We start from the raw sequence: 18,905 nt of genomic DNA, 5'->3' as shown, positions 1-18,905 counted from the left end.
GGTTGTTGAAAGAGGCGGAGAGGGGGTTTTCCCCGCCTCTTTTTGTTTCGGTAAGTCTCAGTCCAGCCAACCGTAACCGTCCATTAAGCACAATCGGGCGAAAAAAGACTCGAACAGCCGCTTGCGCTCGCGGCCGAAAGGGGTCGGGTCATGTGGACACGTCAGCACAAGCAGAGAAACACCGGCAAGCTGATCGTTCCGTCGCTCTGCGTGCTGTTTCTCGCCTATTTCGGCTTCCATGCCTATCACGGTGAGTTTGGCATCTACTCCAAATATCGGCTGCAGGCCCAGGCGGCCGAACTCCAGACTCAGCTCGACGCGGTCAAGGCGCGCCGGATCGACTTCGAACGTCGTGTCCAGCTCATGCATGAAGGCACGCTGGAAAAGGACATGCTTGACGAGCAGGCCCGAAAGGCGCTCAATCTGTCCCATCCAGACGAAATCACCATCATGCTGCCGGCTTCGGCAAAATAACCGAATTTCGGTTAATCAAACTTATTTGCAATGATTCTAATCGCTTAGGATGCATGTCAGCCATGCATTTTTCAGCATGGCGCATTGCACTCTTGCGTGTTAGCCTCGCTCAAATCGGTGGGGAGACGGGTCGCTCTCCCTTGAATGTCCGCGAAGAGACGCCAACAGGGAGTGATGTATGGCCACCGCCGCCAGAAAAGCGCCTGCCAAGTCCAAATCCAGATCCGAGGGCAAATCGTCGGCCCTTTCCACCCCCAAGCCAGCCGACTTCACCAAAGAAGAAGAGCTCTCCGCCTACCGGCACATGCTGCTCATTCGCCGCTTCGAGGAGAAGGCGGGCCAGCTTTACGGCATGGGCTTTATCGGCGGCTTCTGCCACCTCTATATCGGCCAGGAGGCCGTCGTTACCGGCATGAAGATGGCGCTGATCGAGGGCGACCAGATGATCACCGCCTATCGCGACCATGGCCACATGCTGGCGATGGATCTGTCGCCGCGCGGCGTCATGGCCGAGCTCACCGGGCGCCGTGGCGGCCTGTCGAAAGGCAAGGGCGGCTCCATGCACATGTTCTCCAAGGAGAAGCATTTCTATGGCGGCCACGGCATCGTGGGCGCGCAGGTGTCGCTGGGCACAGGCCTGGCCTTCGCCAACCGCTACCGCGACAACAAGAATGTCTCGCTGACCTATTTCGGCGACGGCGCCGCCAACCAGGGCCAGGTCTATGAAAGCTTCAACATGGCCTCGCTGTGGAAGCTGCCGGTAATCTACATCATCGAGAACAATCGCTACGCCATGGGCACATCGGTGTCGCGCTCATCCGCCGAGACCGACTTCTCCAACCGCGGCGCTTCCTTCAAGATTCCCGGCATGCAGGTCGACGGCATGGACGTTCGCGCGGTCAAGACAGCCGGCGACGTCGCCGCCGAATGGTGCCGCGCCGGCAACGGCCCGCTGATCCTCGAGATGCAGACCTATCGCTATCGCGGGCATTCGATGTCCGACCCGGCGAAGTATCGCTCCAAGGAAGAAGTGCAGAAGATGCGCTCGGAGCACGACCCAATCGAACAGGTCAAGGCGCGCCTGATCGATAAGAGGTGGGCGAGCGAAGACGATCTCAAGGCCATCGACAAGGAGGTCCGCGACATCGTCGCCGACGCCGCCGAATTTGCCCAGCACGACGCCGAGCCGGATCCGTCCGAGCTCTGGACCGACATCGTACTCTAAGGAGGGCACGGACATGCCGATCGAAATTCTCATGCCCGCTCTCTCGCCGACGATGGAAGAGGGCAATCTTTCCAAGTGGTTGAAGAACGAAGGCGACAAGGTCGTCGCCGGCGACGTCATCGCCGAGATCGAGACCGACAAGGCGACGATGGAGGTCGAAGCCGTCGATGAAGGCACGCTCGCCAAGATCGTGGTTCCGGCCGGCACCGAAGGCGTCAAGGTCAACGCGTTGATCGCCGTGCTTGCGGTCGACGGCGAAGACGTCGACAAGGCCGGCGAAGGCATCGGCGAAGAAGAGCCCAAGGCTGAAGCGGCCGCGCCGGCACCGGCGCCCGCCGCGGCCAAAAGCGAGGCGGCTGCGCCTGTCGCCGCCGCGCCGAAGGCGGAAGTCGCGGCCGATCCGGACATCCCTGCCGGCACCGAAATGGTCTCGACCACGGTGCGCGAGGCGCTGCGTGACGCGATGGCCGAGGAAATGCGCCGCGACGGCGATGTCTTCGTCATGGGCGAGGAAGTTGCCGAATACCAGGGCGCCTACAAGATCACGCAAGGCCTGCTGCAGGAGTTCGGGCCGCGCCGCGTCGTCGATACCCCGATCACCGAGCATGGCTTTGCCGGCGTCGGTGTGGGCGCGGCGATGGCAGGCCTGAAGCCGATCGTCGAGTTCATGACCTTCAACTTCGCCATGCAGGCGATCGATCAGATCATCAATTCGGCCGCCAAGACACTCTATATGTCCGGCGGCCAGATGGGCGCGCCGATCGTCTTCCGCGGCCCGAACGGCGCCGCGGCCCGTGTCGCCGCCCAGCACTCGCAGTGCTACGCCGCCTGGTACAGCCACATCCCCGGCCTGAAAGTGGTGATGCCTTACACGGCCGCCGACGCCAAGGGCCTGCTCAAGGCCGCGATCCGCGATCCGAACCCGGTCATCTTCCTCGAGAACGAGATTCTCTACGGCCAGTCCTTCGACGTGCCGAAGCTCGACGATTTCGTGCTGCCGATCGGCAAGGCGCGTGTGCACAAGCAGGGCAGGGACGTCACCCTCGTCTCCTTCGGCATCGGCATGACCTATGCGGTCAAGGCCGAGGCCGAACTGCGCGGCATGGGCCTTGACGCCGAGATCATCGATTTGAGAACCGTCCGTCCGCTCGACTTCGATACCATCATCGCCTCGGTCAAGAAGACCAACCGGCTGGTCGTGGTGGAGGAAGGCTTCCCGCAGAGCTCGGTCGGCGACCACATCGCCAGCCAGGTCTCGCAGCGCGCCTTCGACTTCCTCGATGCGCCGGTCATCACCATCGCCGGCAAGGATGTGCCGATGCCTTACGCGGCGAACCTCGAAAAGCTGGCGTTGCCCAATGTCGGCGAGGTCGTCGAGGCGGTCAAAGCCGTCACCTATCGCTGAGCCGGTCGGGAGGACAACATGCCAATCAACATCACCATGCCGGCTCTCTCGCCCACCATGGAAGAGGGCAATCTCGCCAAGTGGCTGGTCAAGGAAGGCGATCATGTTGCGCCCGGTGACGTGATCGCGGAGATCGAGACCGACAAGGCGACGATGGAAGTCGAAGCGGTCGATGAGGGCACAGTCGCTAAGCTGGTCGTTCCGGCAGGCACCGAAGGCGTCAAGGTCAATGCGGTGATCGCCATTCTGGCAGGCGAAGGCGAGGACGCCGGTGCTGCCGCAAAGAGCGATGGCGGTGCGGCGCCCAAGGCGGAGGCTCCGAAAGCGGACCCTGCGAAGGCCGAGGCGCCCAAGGAAGCGCCGAAGCCGGCGGCCGCGCCGGCGAAGGCCGAGCCTGCACCGGTCGCCAACGGCCACGCCGGAGGCGAGCGCGTGTTTGCCTCGCCGCTCGCCCGCCGCATCGCGAAGGATGCCGGCGTCGACGTTTCAGCGCTGGCCGGTTCCGGCCCGCATGGCCGCGTGGTGAAGGCCGATGTCGAGGCGGCGATCGCCTCGGGCGGCGCCAAGGCTGCGCCTGCCGCCAAGGCTCCTGCCGGTGCGCCCGCAGGCGCTCCTGCCCCCGCGCCGAAGCCGATGTCAGACGATCAGGTGCTGAAGCTGTTCGCGGAAGGCTCTTACGAACTCGTTCCGCACGACAATATGCGCAAGACCATTGCGCGCCGGCTGGTCGAGGCCAAGAGCACCATTCCGCATTTCTATCTGACGCTCGACTGCGAGCTCGATGCGCTGCTCGCGCTGCGCACGCAGCTCAACGCCGCGGCCCCAATGCGGAAAACCGAGAAGGGCGAGGTCCCGGCCTACAAGCTCTCGGTCAACGACATGGTGATCAAGGCGATGGCGATGGCGCTGATGGCGGTGCCGGACGCCAACGCCTCCTGGACCGAAAACGCCATGGTCAAGCACAAGCACGCCGATGTCGGCGTCGCCGTGTCGATACCCGGCGGCCTGATCACGCCGATCATCCGCCATGCCGACGAAAAGACGCTGTCCGTCATCTCCAACGAGATGAAGGATCTGGCAAGCCGCGCACGCGGCCGCAAACTGAAGCCCGAAGAGTACCAGGGCGGCACCACGGCCGTGTCCAATCTCGGCATGTTCGGCGTCAAGGATTTTGCCGCCGTTATCAACCCGCCGCACGCCACGATCCTTGCGGTCGGCGCCGGCGAGGAGCGCGCCATCGTGAAGAAAGGCGAGATCAAGATCGCGACCATAATGTCGGTGACGCTGTCGACCGATCACCGCGCCGTCGACGGCGCGCTCGGTGCGGAGCTGCTCGGCGCCTTCAAGCGCATGATCGAAAACCCGATGGGCATGCTGGTGTAAGGAAGGGAAAAAGGCGGTGCGGAATTTCTTCACCAGCCTTTTCGCCTTCATTCTTTCCGGTCTGGCCGGCGTACTTGTCGTTCAAGAGCTGGCGGTCATCACCGGCGCGACAGAGGAATGCATTCTGGTCTTCGCGGCCACGGTGATGATCGTCGTTGTGGTCACGGTCGCCTTCTTCCTCGTTCAATTCCGAGGCAAGCCGGTGCGGGCGCTCGATGGGATGCTGTGGCTGCTGCTTGCGCTTTTCTGTCTCGGGCTGCTGGCGCTGGTGGGCTGGACGTTTTCGGTGCCGGCCGAGAGCCGGGCGACCGCAAATGACCTTTCGATCGTTGCCGGGCTGATCCTGCCGGGCGCAGCGGCGATCATCGTGCAATGGCCGCGCTGGCAACTCAAGCGCTCGTCGGCGGGGTTCGGCAGGGGTGGGGCAAGCGCATGAAGACTATTCTCTGTTACGGCGACTCGCTGACCTGGGGCTACGACGCTGCCAACCTCGGGCGCCATGCGCTGGAGGACCGCTGGCCGAGCGTGCTCAAGACGGCGCTGGGCGACGGCATCGATGTCATCGCCGAAGGGCTGAACGGCCGCACCACCGCCTTTGACGATCACCTCGCCGGTGCCGACCGCAACGGCGCGAGAACGCTGCCGACGATCCTTACGACGCACGCGCCGCTCGACCTGATCATCATCATGTTGGGCGCCAACGACATGAAGCCGTGGATCCACGGCAATCCCGTTGCCGCCAAGCAGGGCATGCAGCGCCTGATCGATATCGTGCGCGGCCACGACTATCCGTTCGACTGGCCGGCTCCGCAGATCCTCATTGTCGCGCCGCCCGCGGTGACGCGCACCGAGAATGCCGAATTCAAGGAAATGTTCGCCGGCGGCGATGACGCCTCGAAGCGGCTGGCGCCGCAATATTCCTCGCTTGCCGACGAGGCCGGCTGCGGCTTCTTCGACGCCGGCTCCGTCGCCGTCACCACGCCGCTCGACGGCGTCCATCTCGATGCCGAAAACACGCGGCGGATCGGTCAGGCGCTGGCGCCCCTCGTGCGTGTGATGCTTTCCTTCTAACCCCGAGAAAAATCAGGGAGAAACCCGTGGCTGAGAACTACGACGTCATTATCATCGGCTCAGGCCCCGGCGGCTATGTCACCGCTGTGCGTTCCGCCCAGCTCGGCTTCAAGACGGCGATCGTCGAGCGCGAGCATCTCGGCGGCATCTGCCTCAACTGGGGTTGCATCCCGACCAAGGCGCTGCTGCGCTCGGCGGAGATCATGCACTATTCGAACCACCTCAAGGATTACGGCCTTAAGCTCGACGGCAAGGTCAGCCCCGACACCGCAGCCGTCGTCGACCGCTCGCGAAAGGTGTCTCTCAGGCTGAATGGCGGTGTCGCCTTCCTGATGAAGAAGAACAAGGTCGACGTCATCTGGGGTGAGGCGAAGCTTTCCAAGCCCGGCGAGGTCGTCGTCGCCAAGACCGCCAAGAAGCCGATGGAGCCGCAGCCGCCGGTGCCGAAAGGCGTCAAGGGCGAGGGCACCTACACCGCCAAGCACATCATCCTCGCAACCGGCGCGCGGCCGCGCGCGCTGCCTGGCATCGAGCCGGACGGCAAGCTGATCTGGACCTATTTCGAGGCCATGGTTCCGAAGGAGATGCCGAAGTCGCTGCTGGTGATGGGCTCGGGCGCCATCGGCATCGAGTTCGCCTCCTTCTACCGCACCATGGGCGCCGATGTGACCGTGGTCGAGCTTTTGCCGGCGGTGATGCCGGTCGAGGATGCCGAGGTCTCGAAATTCGCGCAGAAACAGTTCGAGAAGCAGGGCATGAAGATCCTGCTCGAGGCCAAGGTGACCAAGGTCGAGAAGGGCGCCAACTCGGTCACCGCGCATGTCGAGATGAAGGACGGCAAGGTCGAGAAGATCACCGCCGACCGCATGATCTCGGCCGTCGGCGTACAAGGCAATATCGAGGGCCTCGGCCTCGAGGCGCTCGGCGTCAAGACGGATCGCGGCTGTGTCGCGGTCGACGGCTACGGCAGGACGAACGTGCCCGGCATCTACGCCATCGGCGATGTGGCCGGGCCGCCGATGCTCGCCCACAAGGCCGAGCACGAGGGCGTGATCTGCGTCGAGAAGATCGCCAATATCCCGGGCGTGCACGCCATCGACAAGCTGAAGATCCCGGGCTGCACCTATTGCAGCCCGCAGGTCGCCTCGGTCGGCCTGACCGAAGCCAAGGCCAAGGCCGAGGGCAAGGACATCCGCGTCGGTCGCTTCCAGTTCGGCGCCAACGGCAAAGCCATCGCGCTCGGCGAGGACCAGGGCTTCATCAAGACCATCTTCGACAAGAAGACCGGGCAGCTGCTGGGCGCGCATATGATCGGCGCCGAGGTGACCGAACTCATCCAGGGTTTCGTCGTGGCGATGAACCTGGAGACCACCGAGGAAGAGCTGATGCACACGATCTTCCCGCATCCGACCCTGTCGGAGATGATGAAGGAAAGCGTGCTCGACGCCTATGGCCGCGCATTGAACGCATGATAGACTGCTCGCGCGAGACTCAGACGCGGCAGCCGGAGGATTCTGAGGGCAAAGCAGTTCGTATCCGGATGCATTTTCACCTGATCAAGGAGGAATTGGCATATGGACGTGAATGGCGTGGGCTGGATAGCAGCCATCATCATCGGAGGCTTGGCCGGATGGCTCGCCGAAATGGTCATGAAGAGCAACACCGGCATCTTCATGAACATCATTTTGGGTATCGTCGGCGCGATCGTTCTGAATGCGATCTTACAGGCTCTCAACATCCAGTCCTTCGGCGCCGGCTGGTTCGCCTATCTCATCACCGGTTTCATCGGCGCCTGCCTGCTGATCTTTGTCGGCCGGCTGGTACGGCGCTGAGCCCCAGCGAAGTCCGTTATGCGAAAATGGCCGTGGCGGCATGCGCCGGCGTGGCCTTTTTCTTTATTCCGAAAAGTCCTAGATGACGCAGACAGGCGGCCGCGACGCGGGCGGCCGCGAAGGGTTTGAAATGGTCACTGTTCTCGACACGATCGCCAATGCGCCGCGCCCGCGGCATCCCGAAAAGGCGCACAGGCCGGACCAGGAAGTGCTGCGCAAGCCGGACTGGATCCGCGTCAAGGCGCCGGTTTCGAAGGGTTACGCCGAGACACGCGAGATCGTGAAGTCGCACAAGCTGGTAACGGTGTGCGAGGAGGCCGGATGTCCGAACATCGGTGAATGCTGGGACAAGAAGCACGCCACCTTGATGATCATGGGCGAGATCTGCACGCGCGCCTGCGCCTTCTGCAATGTCGCCACCGGCATCCCGACCGCCCTCGACGCGGACGAGCCGGCGCGTGTCGCCCATGCGGTCAAGCAGATGGGCCTCAGCCACGTCGTCATCACATCGGTCGACCGCGACGACCTCGACGACGGCGGCGCGCAGCATTTCGCCGACGTCATCCACGCCATCCGCGCCGCCGCGCCTTCAACGACGATCGAGATCCTGACGCCCGACTTCCTGCGCAAGGACGGCGCGCTAGAGATCGTCGTTGCCGCCAAGCCCGACGTCTTCAACCACAATCTGGAAACCGTGCCGTCGAATTACCTGACGGTGCGGCCCGGCGCCCGCTACTTCCACTCGATCCGGCTGCTGCAGCGCGTGAAAGAACTCGATCCGTCGATCTTCACCAAGTCCGGCATCATGGTTGGCCTCGGCGAGGAGCGGAACGAAGTGCTGCAGCTCATGGATGACCTGCGTTCGGCAAATGTCGACTTCATGACCATCGGCCAATACCTGCAGCCTTCGAAGAAGCACCATCCGGTGATCCGCTTCATCACGCCGGACGAGTTCAAGTCCTTTGAGACAATCGGCAAGACGAAGGGCTTCCTGCTGGTCGCTTCGAGCCCGCTGACGCGCTCCTCGCATCATGCCGGCGAGGATTTCGCCAGGCTGCGCGCGGCGCGCGAGGCGCAGCTCAAGAAGGCCAGCTGACGCTTTCATGCCGAAATTCGAAGCCACCCGCCGCGTCGCCTACACGCCGGAACAGATGTTCGCGCTGGTGGCGGATATCGAGACCTATCCGCAATTCCTGCCGCTCTGCGAGGCGCTGACGGTGCGCTCGCGCAAGGAGCGCGACGGCCGCACCATCCTCGTCGCCGACATGAGCATCGGCTACAAGGCGATCCGCGAGACCTTTACGACCCAGGTGCTGCTCAAGCCCGACGAGAACGCCATCGACGTCAAATACATCGACGGCCCGTTCAAATATCTCAGCAACATCTGGCGCTTCGATCCGGCCGATGGCGGCTGCGAAGTGCATTTCTTCATCGACTACGAATTCAAGAGCCGCATTCTCGGCGCGCTGATGGGCACGATGTTCGATCGCGCCTTCCGCATGTTTTCCGAAGCATTCGAGAAGCGAGCGAACGTGATCTACGGCGCAGCGCAAGGCACGCCTGATCCGCGGATAGCCTAGGCCAGCGCTCGCAGGCCGAGCTGCAGCGCGTGCCGGACCGTCTCGTGGCGGATGAATTCCCGCCCCTTATGACCAAACAGCTGGCGCTCGACGACGGCCGGCTGGCCGGCAAATGCCATCCCGAACCAGACGAGACCCACCGGCTTTTCCGACGAGCCGCCGCTCGGGCCGGCAATTCCGGTGACCGCAAGGGAGAGGCTCGCGCGCGAATGCGTCAGCGCGCCCGCAGCCATCTCCCTGACCGTCTCACCCGAGACCGCGCCATGCGCCTTAAGCGTCGCCGCGGAGACGCCGAGCATCTCCATCTTGGCTTCGTTGGAATAGGTGATGAAGCCGCGATCGACCACGGCGGAAGAGCCGGCAATGTCGGTCAGTGCTGCAATGATCAGACCGCCGGTGCAGCTCTCGGCCGTGGCCAGCATGATGCCGCGCTGCTGACAAGCCTGGAGCAGGGCGTTGGCTAATTCCGCGTTGCTCATGCCGGCACGTCTCCCGGATAGACGACGCTGGCGGTCGCGATCGCCGCAATGCCTTCGCCGCGCCCGACAAAGCCGAGCTTCTCGTTGGTCGTCGCTTTGATGGAAACGCGTTCCGGCGCAATGCCGAGCATCGCCGCCAGCGCCGCCGTCATCGCCTCGCGATGCGGCCCCACCCGCGGCGCCTCGCAGATCAGCGTGATATCGGCATTGGCGATGCGCCCGCCGCGCTCGCGCACCAGCGTCGCCGCATGCTCGACGAAGATTTTCGAGGCAACGCCCTTCCATTGCGGGTCCGACGGCGGGAAATGCGTGCCGATGTCGCCGGCGCCGCAGGTGGCGAGCAACGCATCGGTGAGCGCATGAAGCCCGACATCGGCGTCCGAATGGCCGGAGAGTTTCCGGTCATAGGGGATAGTGACCCCGCACAGAGTGACATGGTCGCCCGCTTCGAACGCGTGCACATCGTAGCCATTGCCGGTGCGGATGTCCGGAAAGCGCGGCAGCGCATTTGAGAGCCGCTGGTCGGCCATCGCGATATCCCTTGCCCAGGTGAGCTTGATGTTGTCCGGCGAGCCCTGGACGATCTTGACCGGAATATGCGCCCATTCGGCGATCGCCGCGTCGTCGGTGAACTCGCTTTTGCCGAGATGATGCGCCTTCTCGTGCGCCGCCAGCAACGGCCAGAACGGGAAGCCTTGCGGTGTCTGCGCCGCGTGCAGGCCGGCCCTCGACACCGTCTCCTCGATCATGCCCTCGGCCGATTCCCGCTTGAGCGTGTCGGCGACGGGCAGCGCCGGCAGGGCGCCCTGACGCTCGCCGATGGCCTCGATGGTTCGGTCGATGAGCCCATGGTCGACAAACGGGCGCACCGCATCATGCACCAGCACCTTTGCCGGCGCCTGCTCCCTCAGCGCCAAAAGTCCCAGCCGGACGGAAGCCTGGCGGGACGGACCGCCCATGACGATGAGCGTGTGCGTAGCATTAGCTCCCGCCGCGCGCTCGAACAGCTCGCGGTCGTCGGCGTGGATCGCCACCACCACTGGCCCGACGGCTGGATGTGACAGGAATCTTTCCAGCGTATGCGCAATGACGGCGCGTCCGCCGATGCGCTGATACTGCTTCGGCCCCTCGGCCTGTCCGGCACGGGCGCCGCGGCCGGCGGCGACAATGACCACGCCGACCTTGCCGTCCGGTTTTTCACTTGTGTCAGTCATGGCGAGAGGCTTAGTCGCGGCTGGCAGGGAAGGCCAGCATTTTCCAAAATGCGCCTTAATGTGACGTCATTGCGCGTTGCACAATGGCTTGCATCTGGCTACACAATGTGCAGCAATCGAACATGCTTGGTTTTTGTGCATGCCTGAATTGACCACATTGGCTTCGCCGCTCGACGTCGGCGGCGTAAGGATACGCAACCGCGTGTTCCTGGCGCCGATGTCCGGCATAACCGACGAGCCGTTCCGTCAGCGTGCGCATGCGCATGGTGCCGGGCTGGTCGTGTCGGAAATGGTGGCGAGCGGCGAACTGGCCAAGGGCAGGGCCGGCTGCGATCTGCGCATCCGCCATTCCGGGCTGCCCGTCCATATGGTGCAGCTTGCTGGCCGCGAGGCAGCGCACATGGCCGAGGGCGCGCGAATCGCGGCGGGCGAGGGCGCCGACATCATCGACATCAACATGGGCTGCCCGGCAAAGAAGGTGACGGGCGGCTATGCCGGCTCGGCGCTGATGCGCGATCTCGATCACGCGCTCTCGCTGATCGAGGCGGTGGTCGATGCCGTTTCGGTGCCGGTGACGGTCAAGATGCGGCTCGGCTGGGACGAAAGCGCGCTCAACGCGCCGATGTTGGCGCGCCGCGCCGAGCTGGCCGGCGTGCGCATGGTGACCGTCCACGGCCGCACGCGCTGCCAGTTCTATCAGGGTAAGGCCGATTGGCGCGCCATTGCGCGCGTCAAGGAAGCGGTCTCGATCCCGGTGGTGGCCAATGGCGATGTCGGCTCGCCGGAAGAGGCTGCGACGATCCTGGATCAATCAGGCGCCGAGGCGGTGATGATCGGCCGTGCCCATTACGGCGCGCCGTGGACCGCCGGCAGCATCGCGGCAGCCGCCGCTGGCATGTCTGCAACCGATATTCCCGAAACGCCCAAGAGGCTCGCTGACTACGTGGTTGCGCATTACGAGGACATGCTCTCGCTCTACGGCGTCGAAAGCGGGCTCCGCCAGGCGCGCAAGCATCTCGGCTGGTATCTGGACAGGCACGCGACTCGTGCTTCGGCGGAACGGCGCAAGCACATCCTCACTTCCTTCGAGCCGGCTGAAGTGATCGCCGGGCTGCGCCAAGCCTTTACCGAAAGCGCGGCATCGCCAGAATTGCGGAGCGCGGCATGAATACGAACCTCCCACAGCCGGCCGACACCGCGGATGCCGCCAATATCGTGCTGAACACCATCCGCCGCCCGGTGATCATGGTCGATGCCGATGGCTTCATCACCTTCGCCAACGCGGATGCAGAGGATTTCTTCCGCTCCAGCGCGACCATGCTGGCGCGCAACACGTTGTCCAAGCTGGTCCCGTTCGGCAGTCCGCTGCTGACCTTGGTCGACCAGGTGCGCGAGCGCCGCGCGCCGGTCAACGAATACCGCGTCGACGTCTCTTCGCCGCGCCTCGGCATCGAGAAGATGGTCGACCTCTATGTCGCCCCGGTGCCGGAGTTTCCCGGCTCGGTCGTGGTGGTGTTCCAGGAGCGGTCGATGGCCGACAAGATCGACCGGCAGATGACACATCGGGGTGCGGCCCGTTCTGTCACCGGCCTGGCGGCCATGCTGGCGCATGAGATCAAGAACCCGCTCTCCGGCATCCGCGGCGCGGCGCAACTGCTCGAGCTCTCAGCCTCCGACGAGGACCGTGCGCTCACCCGCTTGATCACCGACGAGACCGACCGCATCGTGTCGCTGGTCGACCGCATGGAAGTGTTTTCCGACGAGCGGCCGATCGAGCGCTTTCCCGTCAACATCCATGTCGTTCTGGATCATGTGAAAGCGATCGCCAAGAACGGCTTTGCAAAAAAAATCAAGATCTTGGAGGAATATGATCCATCGCTTCCTCCAGTCTATGCGAACCGTGACCAGCTGATCCAGGTGTTCCTCAACCTGGTCAAGAACGCCGCGGAGGCGATCGGCGCCGACCCGCAGGGCGAGATCGTGCTGTCGACGGCTTTCCGGCCCGGCATCCGCGTTTCCGTGCCGGGAACGCAAGACCGCGTCTCGCTGCCGCTGGAATTCTGCGTGCACGACAACGGCCCCGGTGTTTCCGAGGACATCCTGCCGATCCTCTTCGATCCGTTCATCACCACCAAACCGAACGGCTCGGGCCTCGGGCTGGCACTGGTCGCCAAGATTGTCGGCGAGCACGGCGGCATCATCGAATGCGATTCGACGCAGCGTGGAACCACTTTCCGCGTCTTGATGCCGGCCTGGAAGGACACTTTGCCCAACGCCGGCGACGAAGCTGAAGGAGACCGCAAATGACCGTTCGCGGCAATATCCTCGTCGCCGACGACGATGCGGCGATCCGAACCGTGCTCAACCAGGCGCTGTCGCGCGTCGGCCATGAAGTGCGCGTGACTTCGAACGCCTCGACGCTGTGGCGCTGGGTGGCTGCCGGCGAGGGCGACCTCGTCATCACCGATGTGGTGATGCCGGACGAGAACGCCTTCGACATGCTGCCGCGCATCAAGAAGGCGCGACCCGAGCTGCCGGTCATCGTCATGAGCGCGCAGAACACTTTCATGACTGCCATCCGCGCCTCCGAGACCGGCGCCTACGAGTATCTGCCGAAGCCCTTCGATCTGACCGAGCTGCTCAACATCGTCAACCGCGCGCTTGCCGAGCCGAAGCGGCCGAAGCTGGATTCCCGCGCCGACGATCAGCCGGAGACGATGCCGCTGGTCGGCCGCTCGGCCGCCATGCAGGACATCTACCGCATGCTGGCCCGCATGATGCAGACCGACCTGACGGTGATGATCAGCGGCGAATCCGGCACCGGCAAGGAGCTGGTAGCGCGCGCGCTGCACGAATACGGCCGCCGCCGCGGCGGGCCTTTCGTGGCCATCAACATGGCCGCGATCCCGCGCGACCTGATCGAATCGGAACTGTTCGGCCATGAGAAGGGCGCCTTCACCGGCGCGCAGAACCGCTCCACCGGCCGCTTCGAGCAGGCCGAAGGCGGCACGCTGTTCCTCGACGAGATCGGCGACATGCCGATGGAGGCGCAGACGCGCCTGCTGCGCGTGCTACAGCAGGGCGAATACACGACCGTCGGCGGCCGCACGCCGATCAAGACCGACGTGCGCATCGTCGCCGCCACCAACAAGGATTTGCGGACCTTGATCAACCAGGGCCTGTTCCGCGAGGACCTGTTCTACCGCCTGAACGTCGTGCCGCTGCGACTTCCGGCGTTGCGAGAGCGTTCTGAAGACGTGCCTGACCTTGTCCGGCATTTCTTCAAGCAGGGCGCCAGCGAAGGCCTGCAGACCAAGCGCATTTCCGCCGGTGGCATCGAGCTGATGAAGCGCTATCCCTGGCCCGGCAATGTGCGCGAGCTGGAAAATCTGGTGCGCAGGCTCGCCGCGCTCTATTCGCAGGATGAGATTTCGGCCGAGATCATCGAGGCCGAACTGAAGACCGGCGAGCGATCTGTCGTGCCGGACGGCGGCGCGCTGATCCCCGACGACCTGTCGATCGGCCAGGCGGTCGAGCATTTCCTGCAGCGCTATTTCGCGTCCTTCGCCGGCGACCTGCCGCCCTCCGGGCTCTACCAACGCATCCTCGCCGAGGTCGAATATCCGCTGGTGCTGGCTTCGATGACCGCGACGCGCGGCAACCAGATCAAGGCGGCCGAGCTTCTGGGCCTCAACCGCAACACGCTGCGCAAGAAGATCCGCGAGCTTGGCGTCAACGTCTACAAGGCCGCCAGGCAGCCCTGACTTTGCCTTCACTTTTGGGGATTAAGTCGGGGAAAGATTTCCGTCCCGGCCACACTTGTTGCATAATCGCCACAATGCGTTGCATACATCCGACGCAATGACCGACTCTAGACGGCGATATGGCTGCTGAGGCTCCGACACTGAACCAACCGCTTTTCAGCCGGGCCGGCGTTCGCGACGGCCGCCGGCTGCTGGCGTTGCCGGGCGTGGTCGCGATCGTCGGCGCCATGATCACCGCAGCGATCTCGTTTGCAATCCTTGTCGGTGCGACCCCGATCGCGCCGAATGCAAACGCCACCTGGGCGTTGATCGCGCTCAACGCCGTCTTCGTCCTCTTCCTGATCGCTCTGATCAGCCGCGAGATCCGCCGCATCGTCATGGCCCGCAGGCACGGCCGTGCAGCATCGCGGCTGCATGTGCGCATCGTCGCCATGTTCGCGCTGGTCGCCGCGATCCCGGCGATCATGGTCGCGATCATCGCCTCGATCACGCTCGATATCGGCCTCGACCGCTGGTTCGAGATCCGCACCAAAACGATCGTCAATTCGTCGCTGTCGATCGCCGATGCCTATGTCCAGGAAAATGCCCGCAACCTGCAGGGCACGACCCTGTCGATGGCCTACGACCTCGATGCCTCGCGCACGCTCTACGGGCTCGACCGCACCGGCTTCCTCGACCTCATGAACAAGGAGGCCGTCGGCCGCGGACTGGCGCATGCGGCGCTGATCAAGCCTGACGGCTCTTTCGTCATGAGCGCCAAGACCGACGCCGACTTCGCCATGCCTGAGCCGCCCCCTGGCGCGGTCAACACGGCCGCTGACGGCAAGCCGGTGCTGATCGAGCCGCGCACCCGCAACATCATGGGCGCCATCGTCAAATTGCGCGAGATCGAAGGTCTTTACCTCTACACGATCCGGCTCGTGGACCCAGACGTTATCAAGGCGCGGCAGATCGTTCGGTCGAACACCGACGAGTATCGCGGACTTGAAGAGAACCGTCGCACTTCGCAGGTCGCGTTCGCGCTGCCCTATCTGTCGCTGACCCTGATCGTCATCCTGTCGGCGATCTGGACCGGTATCGCCGTGGCCGATCGCATTGTCCGGCCGATCCGCCAGCTGATCGGCGCGGCCGACGAGGTGGCCACCGGCAATCTCGACGTCGCCGTTCCGGTACGTCAATCCGACGGCGACGTCGCTTCGCTCGGCGAAACCTTCAACAACATGATTCTCGAGCTCAAATCGCAGCGCAACGAGCTGCTGTCGGCCAAAGACCTGATCGACGAGCGGCGGCGGTTCTCGGAAGCGGTGCTGGCCGGCGTGACCGCAGGCGTCATCGGCGTCGATCCCTACGGCGTCATCACCATCGCCAATCGCTCGGCCGAAACGATGCTGGCGATCTCGGCGAGTGCCGCGCTCGGACAGAACCTCTCCGCCATCCTGCCGCATGTCGGTCGCGTCTTCGAGATCGGGCGCCAATCCGGCAAGCCGGTCTATCGCGAGCAGGTGACTTTCTTCCGCGCCGGCATGGAACGGACTTTCAATGTCCAGGTCACCGTCGAGGCCGGAGACGACGGCTCGGAAGAAAAATCCTATGTCGTCACCATCGACGACATTACCGATCTCGTGCAGGCGCAGCGGTCCTCGGCCTGGGCCGATGTGGCGCGGCGCATTGCCCATGAGATCAAGAATCCACTGACGCCCATCCAGCTCTCGGCCGAGCGCATCAGGCGCCGTTACGGCAAGGTCATCACCGAGGACCGCGAAGTCTTCGATCAATGCACCGACACCATCATCCGTCAGGTCGAGGACATCGGCCGCATGGTCGACGAATTCTCGGCCTTCGCCCGCATGCCGAAGCCGGAGATGAAGGTGATAGACCTGCGCGAGTCGCTGCGCGAAGCTTCGTTCCTGGTGGAAGTCAGCCGCTCCGACATTGCTTTCCAGCGTGATTTCGGCAACGAGCCGCTCAAGGGAACGTTCGACAGCCGCCTGATGGCGCAGGCCTTCGGCAACGTCATCAAAAACGCCGCGGAGGCCATCGACGGACTTGATGCGCAAGACCGTTCCGACGGCACAATCCGGATTCAAGCCGGGCGTCAAGATGGCGCCATAAGAATCGATGTTATCGACAACGGCAAAGGGCTGCCGCGCGAGAATCGGCAGAGACTGCTCGAGCCCTACATGACGACGCGCGAAAAAGGCACCGGCCTTGGCCTCGCTATCGTCAAGAAGATCGTGGAGGACCATGGCGGCCGGCTCGAATTGCACGACGCGCCGCCCGATTTCCACGGCGGCCGGGGCGCGATGATCTCGATCGTCCTGCCGCCGGCGGCGGTCGTCCCCGCGCCGCCACCCGGCGAAGGCCGCGACGAACACGAACGAGAAACTGAAAAGGTCGGTAATGGCGTCTGACATTCTCATCGTCGATGACGAGGAAGACATCCGCGAACTGGTCGCCGGTATCCTGAGCGACGAAGGTCACGAAACCCGCACGGCACACGATGCCGACAGCGCGCTGGCGGCGATTGCCGATCGCGCGCCACGGCTGATTTTCCTCGATATCTGGCTGCAGGGCTCGCGCCTCGACGGTCTGGCGCTGCTCGACGAGATCAAGACCATGCATCCGAACATGCCGGTGGTGATGATCTCCGGTCACGGCAACATCGAAACGGCGGTGTCGGCCATCCGGCGCGGCGCCTATGATTTCATCGAGAAGCCGTTCAAGGCCGACCGTCTCATCCTGATCGCCGAGCGCGCGCTGGAAACTTCGAAGTTGCGTCGCGAGGTCTCCGACCTCAAGCTGCGCAGCGGCGAGACCTTCGACCTGATCGGCATGTCGTCAGCGATGAGCCAACTGCGGCAGACCATCGAGCGTGTCGCGCCCACCAACAGCCGCATCATGATCATCGGTCCGTCGGGTTCCGGCAAGGAACTGACGGCGCGCGCCATCCACGCGCTGTCGGCGCGCAAGAACGGGCCGTTCGTGACGCTGAGCGCCGCCACCATCACGCCGGAACGTATGGAGATCGAGCTGTTCGGCACCGAATCGAACGGCACCGAACGCAAGGTCGGCGCGCTGGAGGAGGCGCATCGCGGCATCCTCTACATCGACGAGGTCGCCGACATGCCGCGCGAGACGCAGAACAAGATTCTGCGCGTGCTGGTCGAGCAGCAGTTCGAGCGGGTAGGGGGCACAAAGCGGGTCAAGGTCGACGTCCGCATCATATCCTCCACAGCGCAAAACCTGGAGGCCATGATTGCCGATGGCCGCTTCCGCGAGGACCTCTATCATCGCTTGGCGGTGGTCCCCGTCACTGTGCCGGGTCTCGCCGAACGGCGAGAGGATATTCCGTATCTCGTCGACAATTTCATGAAGCAGATCGCGCGGCAGGCCGGTATCAAGCCGCGCCGCATCGGTGACGACGCGCTGGCCGTGCTGCAGGCACACAACTGGCCGGGGAACGTGCGCCAGCTGCGCAACAATGTCGAGCGGCTGATGATCCTGGCGCGAGGCGGCGACGTCGACGCGCCGATCACCGCTGACCTTCTGCCCTCCGAGATCGGCGACGTCATGCCGCGCACCCCCAACCAGTCGGACCAGCACATCATGGCGCTGCCGCTGCGCGAGGCGCGCGAGCAATTCGAGAAGGACTATCTGATCGCACAGATCAACCGCTTCGGCGGCAACATCTCGAAGACGGCCGAGTTCATCGGCATGGAGCGATCAGCCTTGCACCGCAAGCTGAAGTCGCTGGGCGTGTAAAGGCAATCCAGGAAAAGTGGGCAGCGCCGGTTGGGCTCGGCGGCTTCGCCGTACCCTTCCGTCTGGAATTGCCTAAAGCCGGCTGGCCCACGCGATTGTTCATTACGGCAGCGGCGGAATCGCTTAAGAGAGCCGGATATTTCCCTGAGGTAGCCCATGCCGCGCATTGCCTATGTCAACGGGCGCTACGTCGCCCATGCCGAAGCCCGCGTCCATATCGAGGATCGCGGCTATCAGTTCGCTGACGGCGTCTATGAGGTCTGCGAGGTGGCGCGCGGCTTTATCGTCGACATGCCGCGCCATCTGGCCCGGCTTAAGCGCTCGCTCAAGGAATTGTCGATCGCATGGCCCGTCTCGGAAGGCGTCCTGCCGATGCTGCTGCGCGAGGTGGTGCGCCGCAACAACGTCGTCAACGGCCTCGTCTATCTCCAGGTGACGCGCGGCGTCGCCAGCCGTGAATTCGTCTTTCCGGCAGCCGGCACCCGTCCGTCCTTGGTTATAACCGCCCGGAAGGCCGACCCCTCTGCTGCCGCCAAGCGGGTTGAGACCGGCATCAAGGTCATCACCGTCCCGGAGAATCGCTGGGACCGCGTCGACATCAAGAGCACCGGCCTGCTTGCCAATGTGCTCGCCAAGCAGAAGGCCAAAGAAGCCGGCGCCCAGGAGGCCTGGTTCGTCGACTCCGACGGCACGGTCAAGGAGGGCGGCTCGTCCAA

The 18,905-nt window shown here is 63.9% G+C and carries 18 protein-coding genes; 16 read left to right on the top strand and 2 right to left on the bottom strand.

Annotated features, from left to right (window positions below; translation table 11 throughout):
* The first annotated feature begins 150 nt into the window (after positions 1-150).
* The 10 genes from EOA79_RS18010 to EOA79_RS17965 all read left to right on the top strand — a co-directional run bounded on the left by EOA79_RS18010 (position 151) and on the right by EOA79_RS17965 (position 8,970).
* On the top strand, positions 151-474 hold the full coding sequence (locus tag EOA79_RS18010; RefSeq protein WP_066989670.1) for a septum formation initiator family protein: 324 nt from the start codon (positions 151-153) through the stop codon (positions 472-474).
* A gap of 178 nt (positions 475-652) precedes the next feature.
* Positions 653-1,699, top strand: coding sequence for a pyruvate dehydrogenase (acetyl-transferring) E1 component subunit alpha (pdhA, locus tag EOA79_RS18005; RefSeq protein ID WP_095825435.1), 1,047 nt, complete (start codon positions 653-655; stop codon positions 1,697-1,699).
* Between the two features lie 13 nt (positions 1,700-1,712).
* Positions 1,713-3,104 (top strand): pyruvate dehydrogenase complex E1 component subunit beta, encoded by a 1,392-nt coding sequence (locus EOA79_RS18000; protein WP_067321383.1) that lies wholly within the window; start codon positions 1,713-1,715, stop codon positions 3,102-3,104.
* An 18-nt stretch (positions 3,105-3,122) separates the two neighbouring features.
* Entirely contained in the window at positions 3,123-4,487 is a 1,365-nt protein-coding gene (locus EOA79_RS17995) for a pyruvate dehydrogenase complex dihydrolipoamide acetyltransferase (protein ID WP_095825434.1), read from the top strand.
* A gap of 16 nt (positions 4,488-4,503) precedes the next feature.
* On the top strand, positions 4,504-4,923 hold the full coding sequence (locus EOA79_RS17990) for a hypothetical protein (protein WP_095825433.1): 420 nt from the start codon (positions 4,504-4,506) through the stop codon (positions 4,921-4,923).
* On the top strand, positions 4,920-5,558 hold the full coding sequence (locus EOA79_RS17985; RefSeq protein WP_095825432.1) for an SGNH/GDSL hydrolase family protein: 639 nt from the start codon (positions 4,920-4,922) through the stop codon (positions 5,556-5,558). The genes EOA79_RS17990 and EOA79_RS17985 overlap by 4 nt, the downstream gene beginning before the upstream one ends.
* A gap of 26 nt (positions 5,559-5,584) precedes the next feature.
* Complete coding sequence (gene lpdA, locus EOA79_RS17980) at positions 5,585-7,030, top strand: dihydrolipoyl dehydrogenase (protein WP_095825431.1); 1,446 nt, start codon at positions 5,585-5,587, stop codon at positions 7,028-7,030.
* A 102-nt stretch (positions 7,031-7,132) separates the two neighbouring features.
* Entirely contained in the window at positions 7,133-7,390 is a 258-nt protein-coding gene (locus tag EOA79_RS17975; RefSeq protein WP_067321367.1) for a GlsB/YeaQ/YmgE family stress response membrane protein, read from the top strand.
* Between the two features lie 130 nt (positions 7,391-7,520).
* Positions 7,521-8,486 (top strand): lipoyl synthase, encoded by a 966-nt coding sequence (lipA, locus tag EOA79_RS17970; protein WP_128293134.1) that lies wholly within the window; start codon positions 7,521-7,523, stop codon positions 8,484-8,486.
* 7 nt (positions 8,487-8,493) lie between these two features.
* Positions 8,494-8,970: a type II toxin-antitoxin system RatA family toxin gene (locus EOA79_RS17965; protein WP_066989693.1), complete on the top strand. Its 477-nt coding sequence runs from the start codon at positions 8,494-8,496 to the stop codon at positions 8,968-8,970.
* Here EOA79_RS17965 and EOA79_RS17960 read toward each other — a convergent pair.
* Positions 8,967-9,449 (bottom strand): CinA family protein, encoded by a 483-nt coding sequence (locus EOA79_RS17960; RefSeq protein ID WP_095825430.1) that lies wholly within the window; start codon positions 9,447-9,449, stop codon positions 8,967-8,969. The genes EOA79_RS17965 and EOA79_RS17960 overlap by 4 nt on opposite strands.
* Complete coding sequence (locus EOA79_RS17955; RefSeq protein ID WP_067321361.1) at positions 9,446-10,663, bottom strand: bifunctional 2-C-methyl-D-erythritol 4-phosphate cytidylyltransferase/2-C-methyl-D-erythritol 2,4-cyclodiphosphate synthase; 1,218 nt, start codon at positions 10,661-10,663, stop codon at positions 9,446-9,448. The genes EOA79_RS17960 and EOA79_RS17955 overlap by 4 nt, the downstream gene beginning before the upstream one ends.
* Before the next feature lie 139 nt (positions 10,664-10,802).
* Here EOA79_RS17955 and dusB point away from each other — a divergent pair, with 139 nt between their 5' ends.
* The 6 genes from dusB to EOA79_RS17925 form a co-directional block, all read left to right on the top strand.
* On the top strand, positions 10,803-11,831 hold the full coding sequence (gene dusB / locus EOA79_RS17950) for a tRNA dihydrouridine synthase DusB (protein WP_095825429.1): 1,029 nt from the start codon (positions 10,803-10,805) through the stop codon (positions 11,829-11,831).
* Positions 11,828-12,970, top strand: a complete 1,143-nt coding sequence (locus EOA79_RS17945) for a nitrogen regulation protein NR(II) (RefSeq protein ID WP_095825428.1) — start codon at positions 11,828-11,830, stop codon at positions 12,968-12,970. Before dusB ends, EOA79_RS17945 begins: the two co-directional genes overlap by 4 nt.
* Positions 12,967-14,427 (top strand): nitrogen regulation protein NR(I), encoded by a 1,461-nt coding sequence (gene ntrC, locus EOA79_RS17940; protein ID WP_066989709.1) that lies wholly within the window; start codon positions 12,967-12,969, stop codon positions 14,425-14,427. Before EOA79_RS17945 ends, ntrC begins: the two co-directional genes overlap by 4 nt.
* 119 nt (positions 14,428-14,546) lie before the next feature.
* The gene (locus EOA79_RS17935; RefSeq protein WP_095825427.1) at positions 14,547-16,838 is read left to right on the top strand and encodes a PAS domain-containing sensor histidine kinase; all 2,292 of its coding nucleotides are present in this window, start codon (positions 14,547-14,549) and stop codon (positions 16,836-16,838) included.
* Positions 16,828-18,189, top strand: coding sequence for a sigma-54 dependent transcriptional regulator (locus tag EOA79_RS17930; RefSeq protein ID WP_066989715.1), 1,362 nt, complete (start codon positions 16,828-16,830; stop codon positions 18,187-18,189). The genes EOA79_RS17935 and EOA79_RS17930 overlap by 11 nt, the downstream gene beginning before the upstream one ends.
* A gap of 156 nt (positions 18,190-18,345) precedes the next feature.
* A partial coding sequence (locus EOA79_RS17925; RefSeq protein ID WP_206639252.1) for an aminotransferase class IV occupies positions 18,346-18,905 on the top strand: 560 nt, incomplete at its 3' end.

Origin of the sequence: Mesorhizobium sp. M1A.F.Ca.IN.020.03.2.1 (assembly GCF_004023205.1) — a bacterium.
Lineage (GTDB): Bacteria > Pseudomonadota > Alphaproteobacteria > Rhizobiales > Rhizobiaceae > Mesorhizobium.
This window is presented reverse-complemented; position numbering and strand designations above follow the sequence as displayed.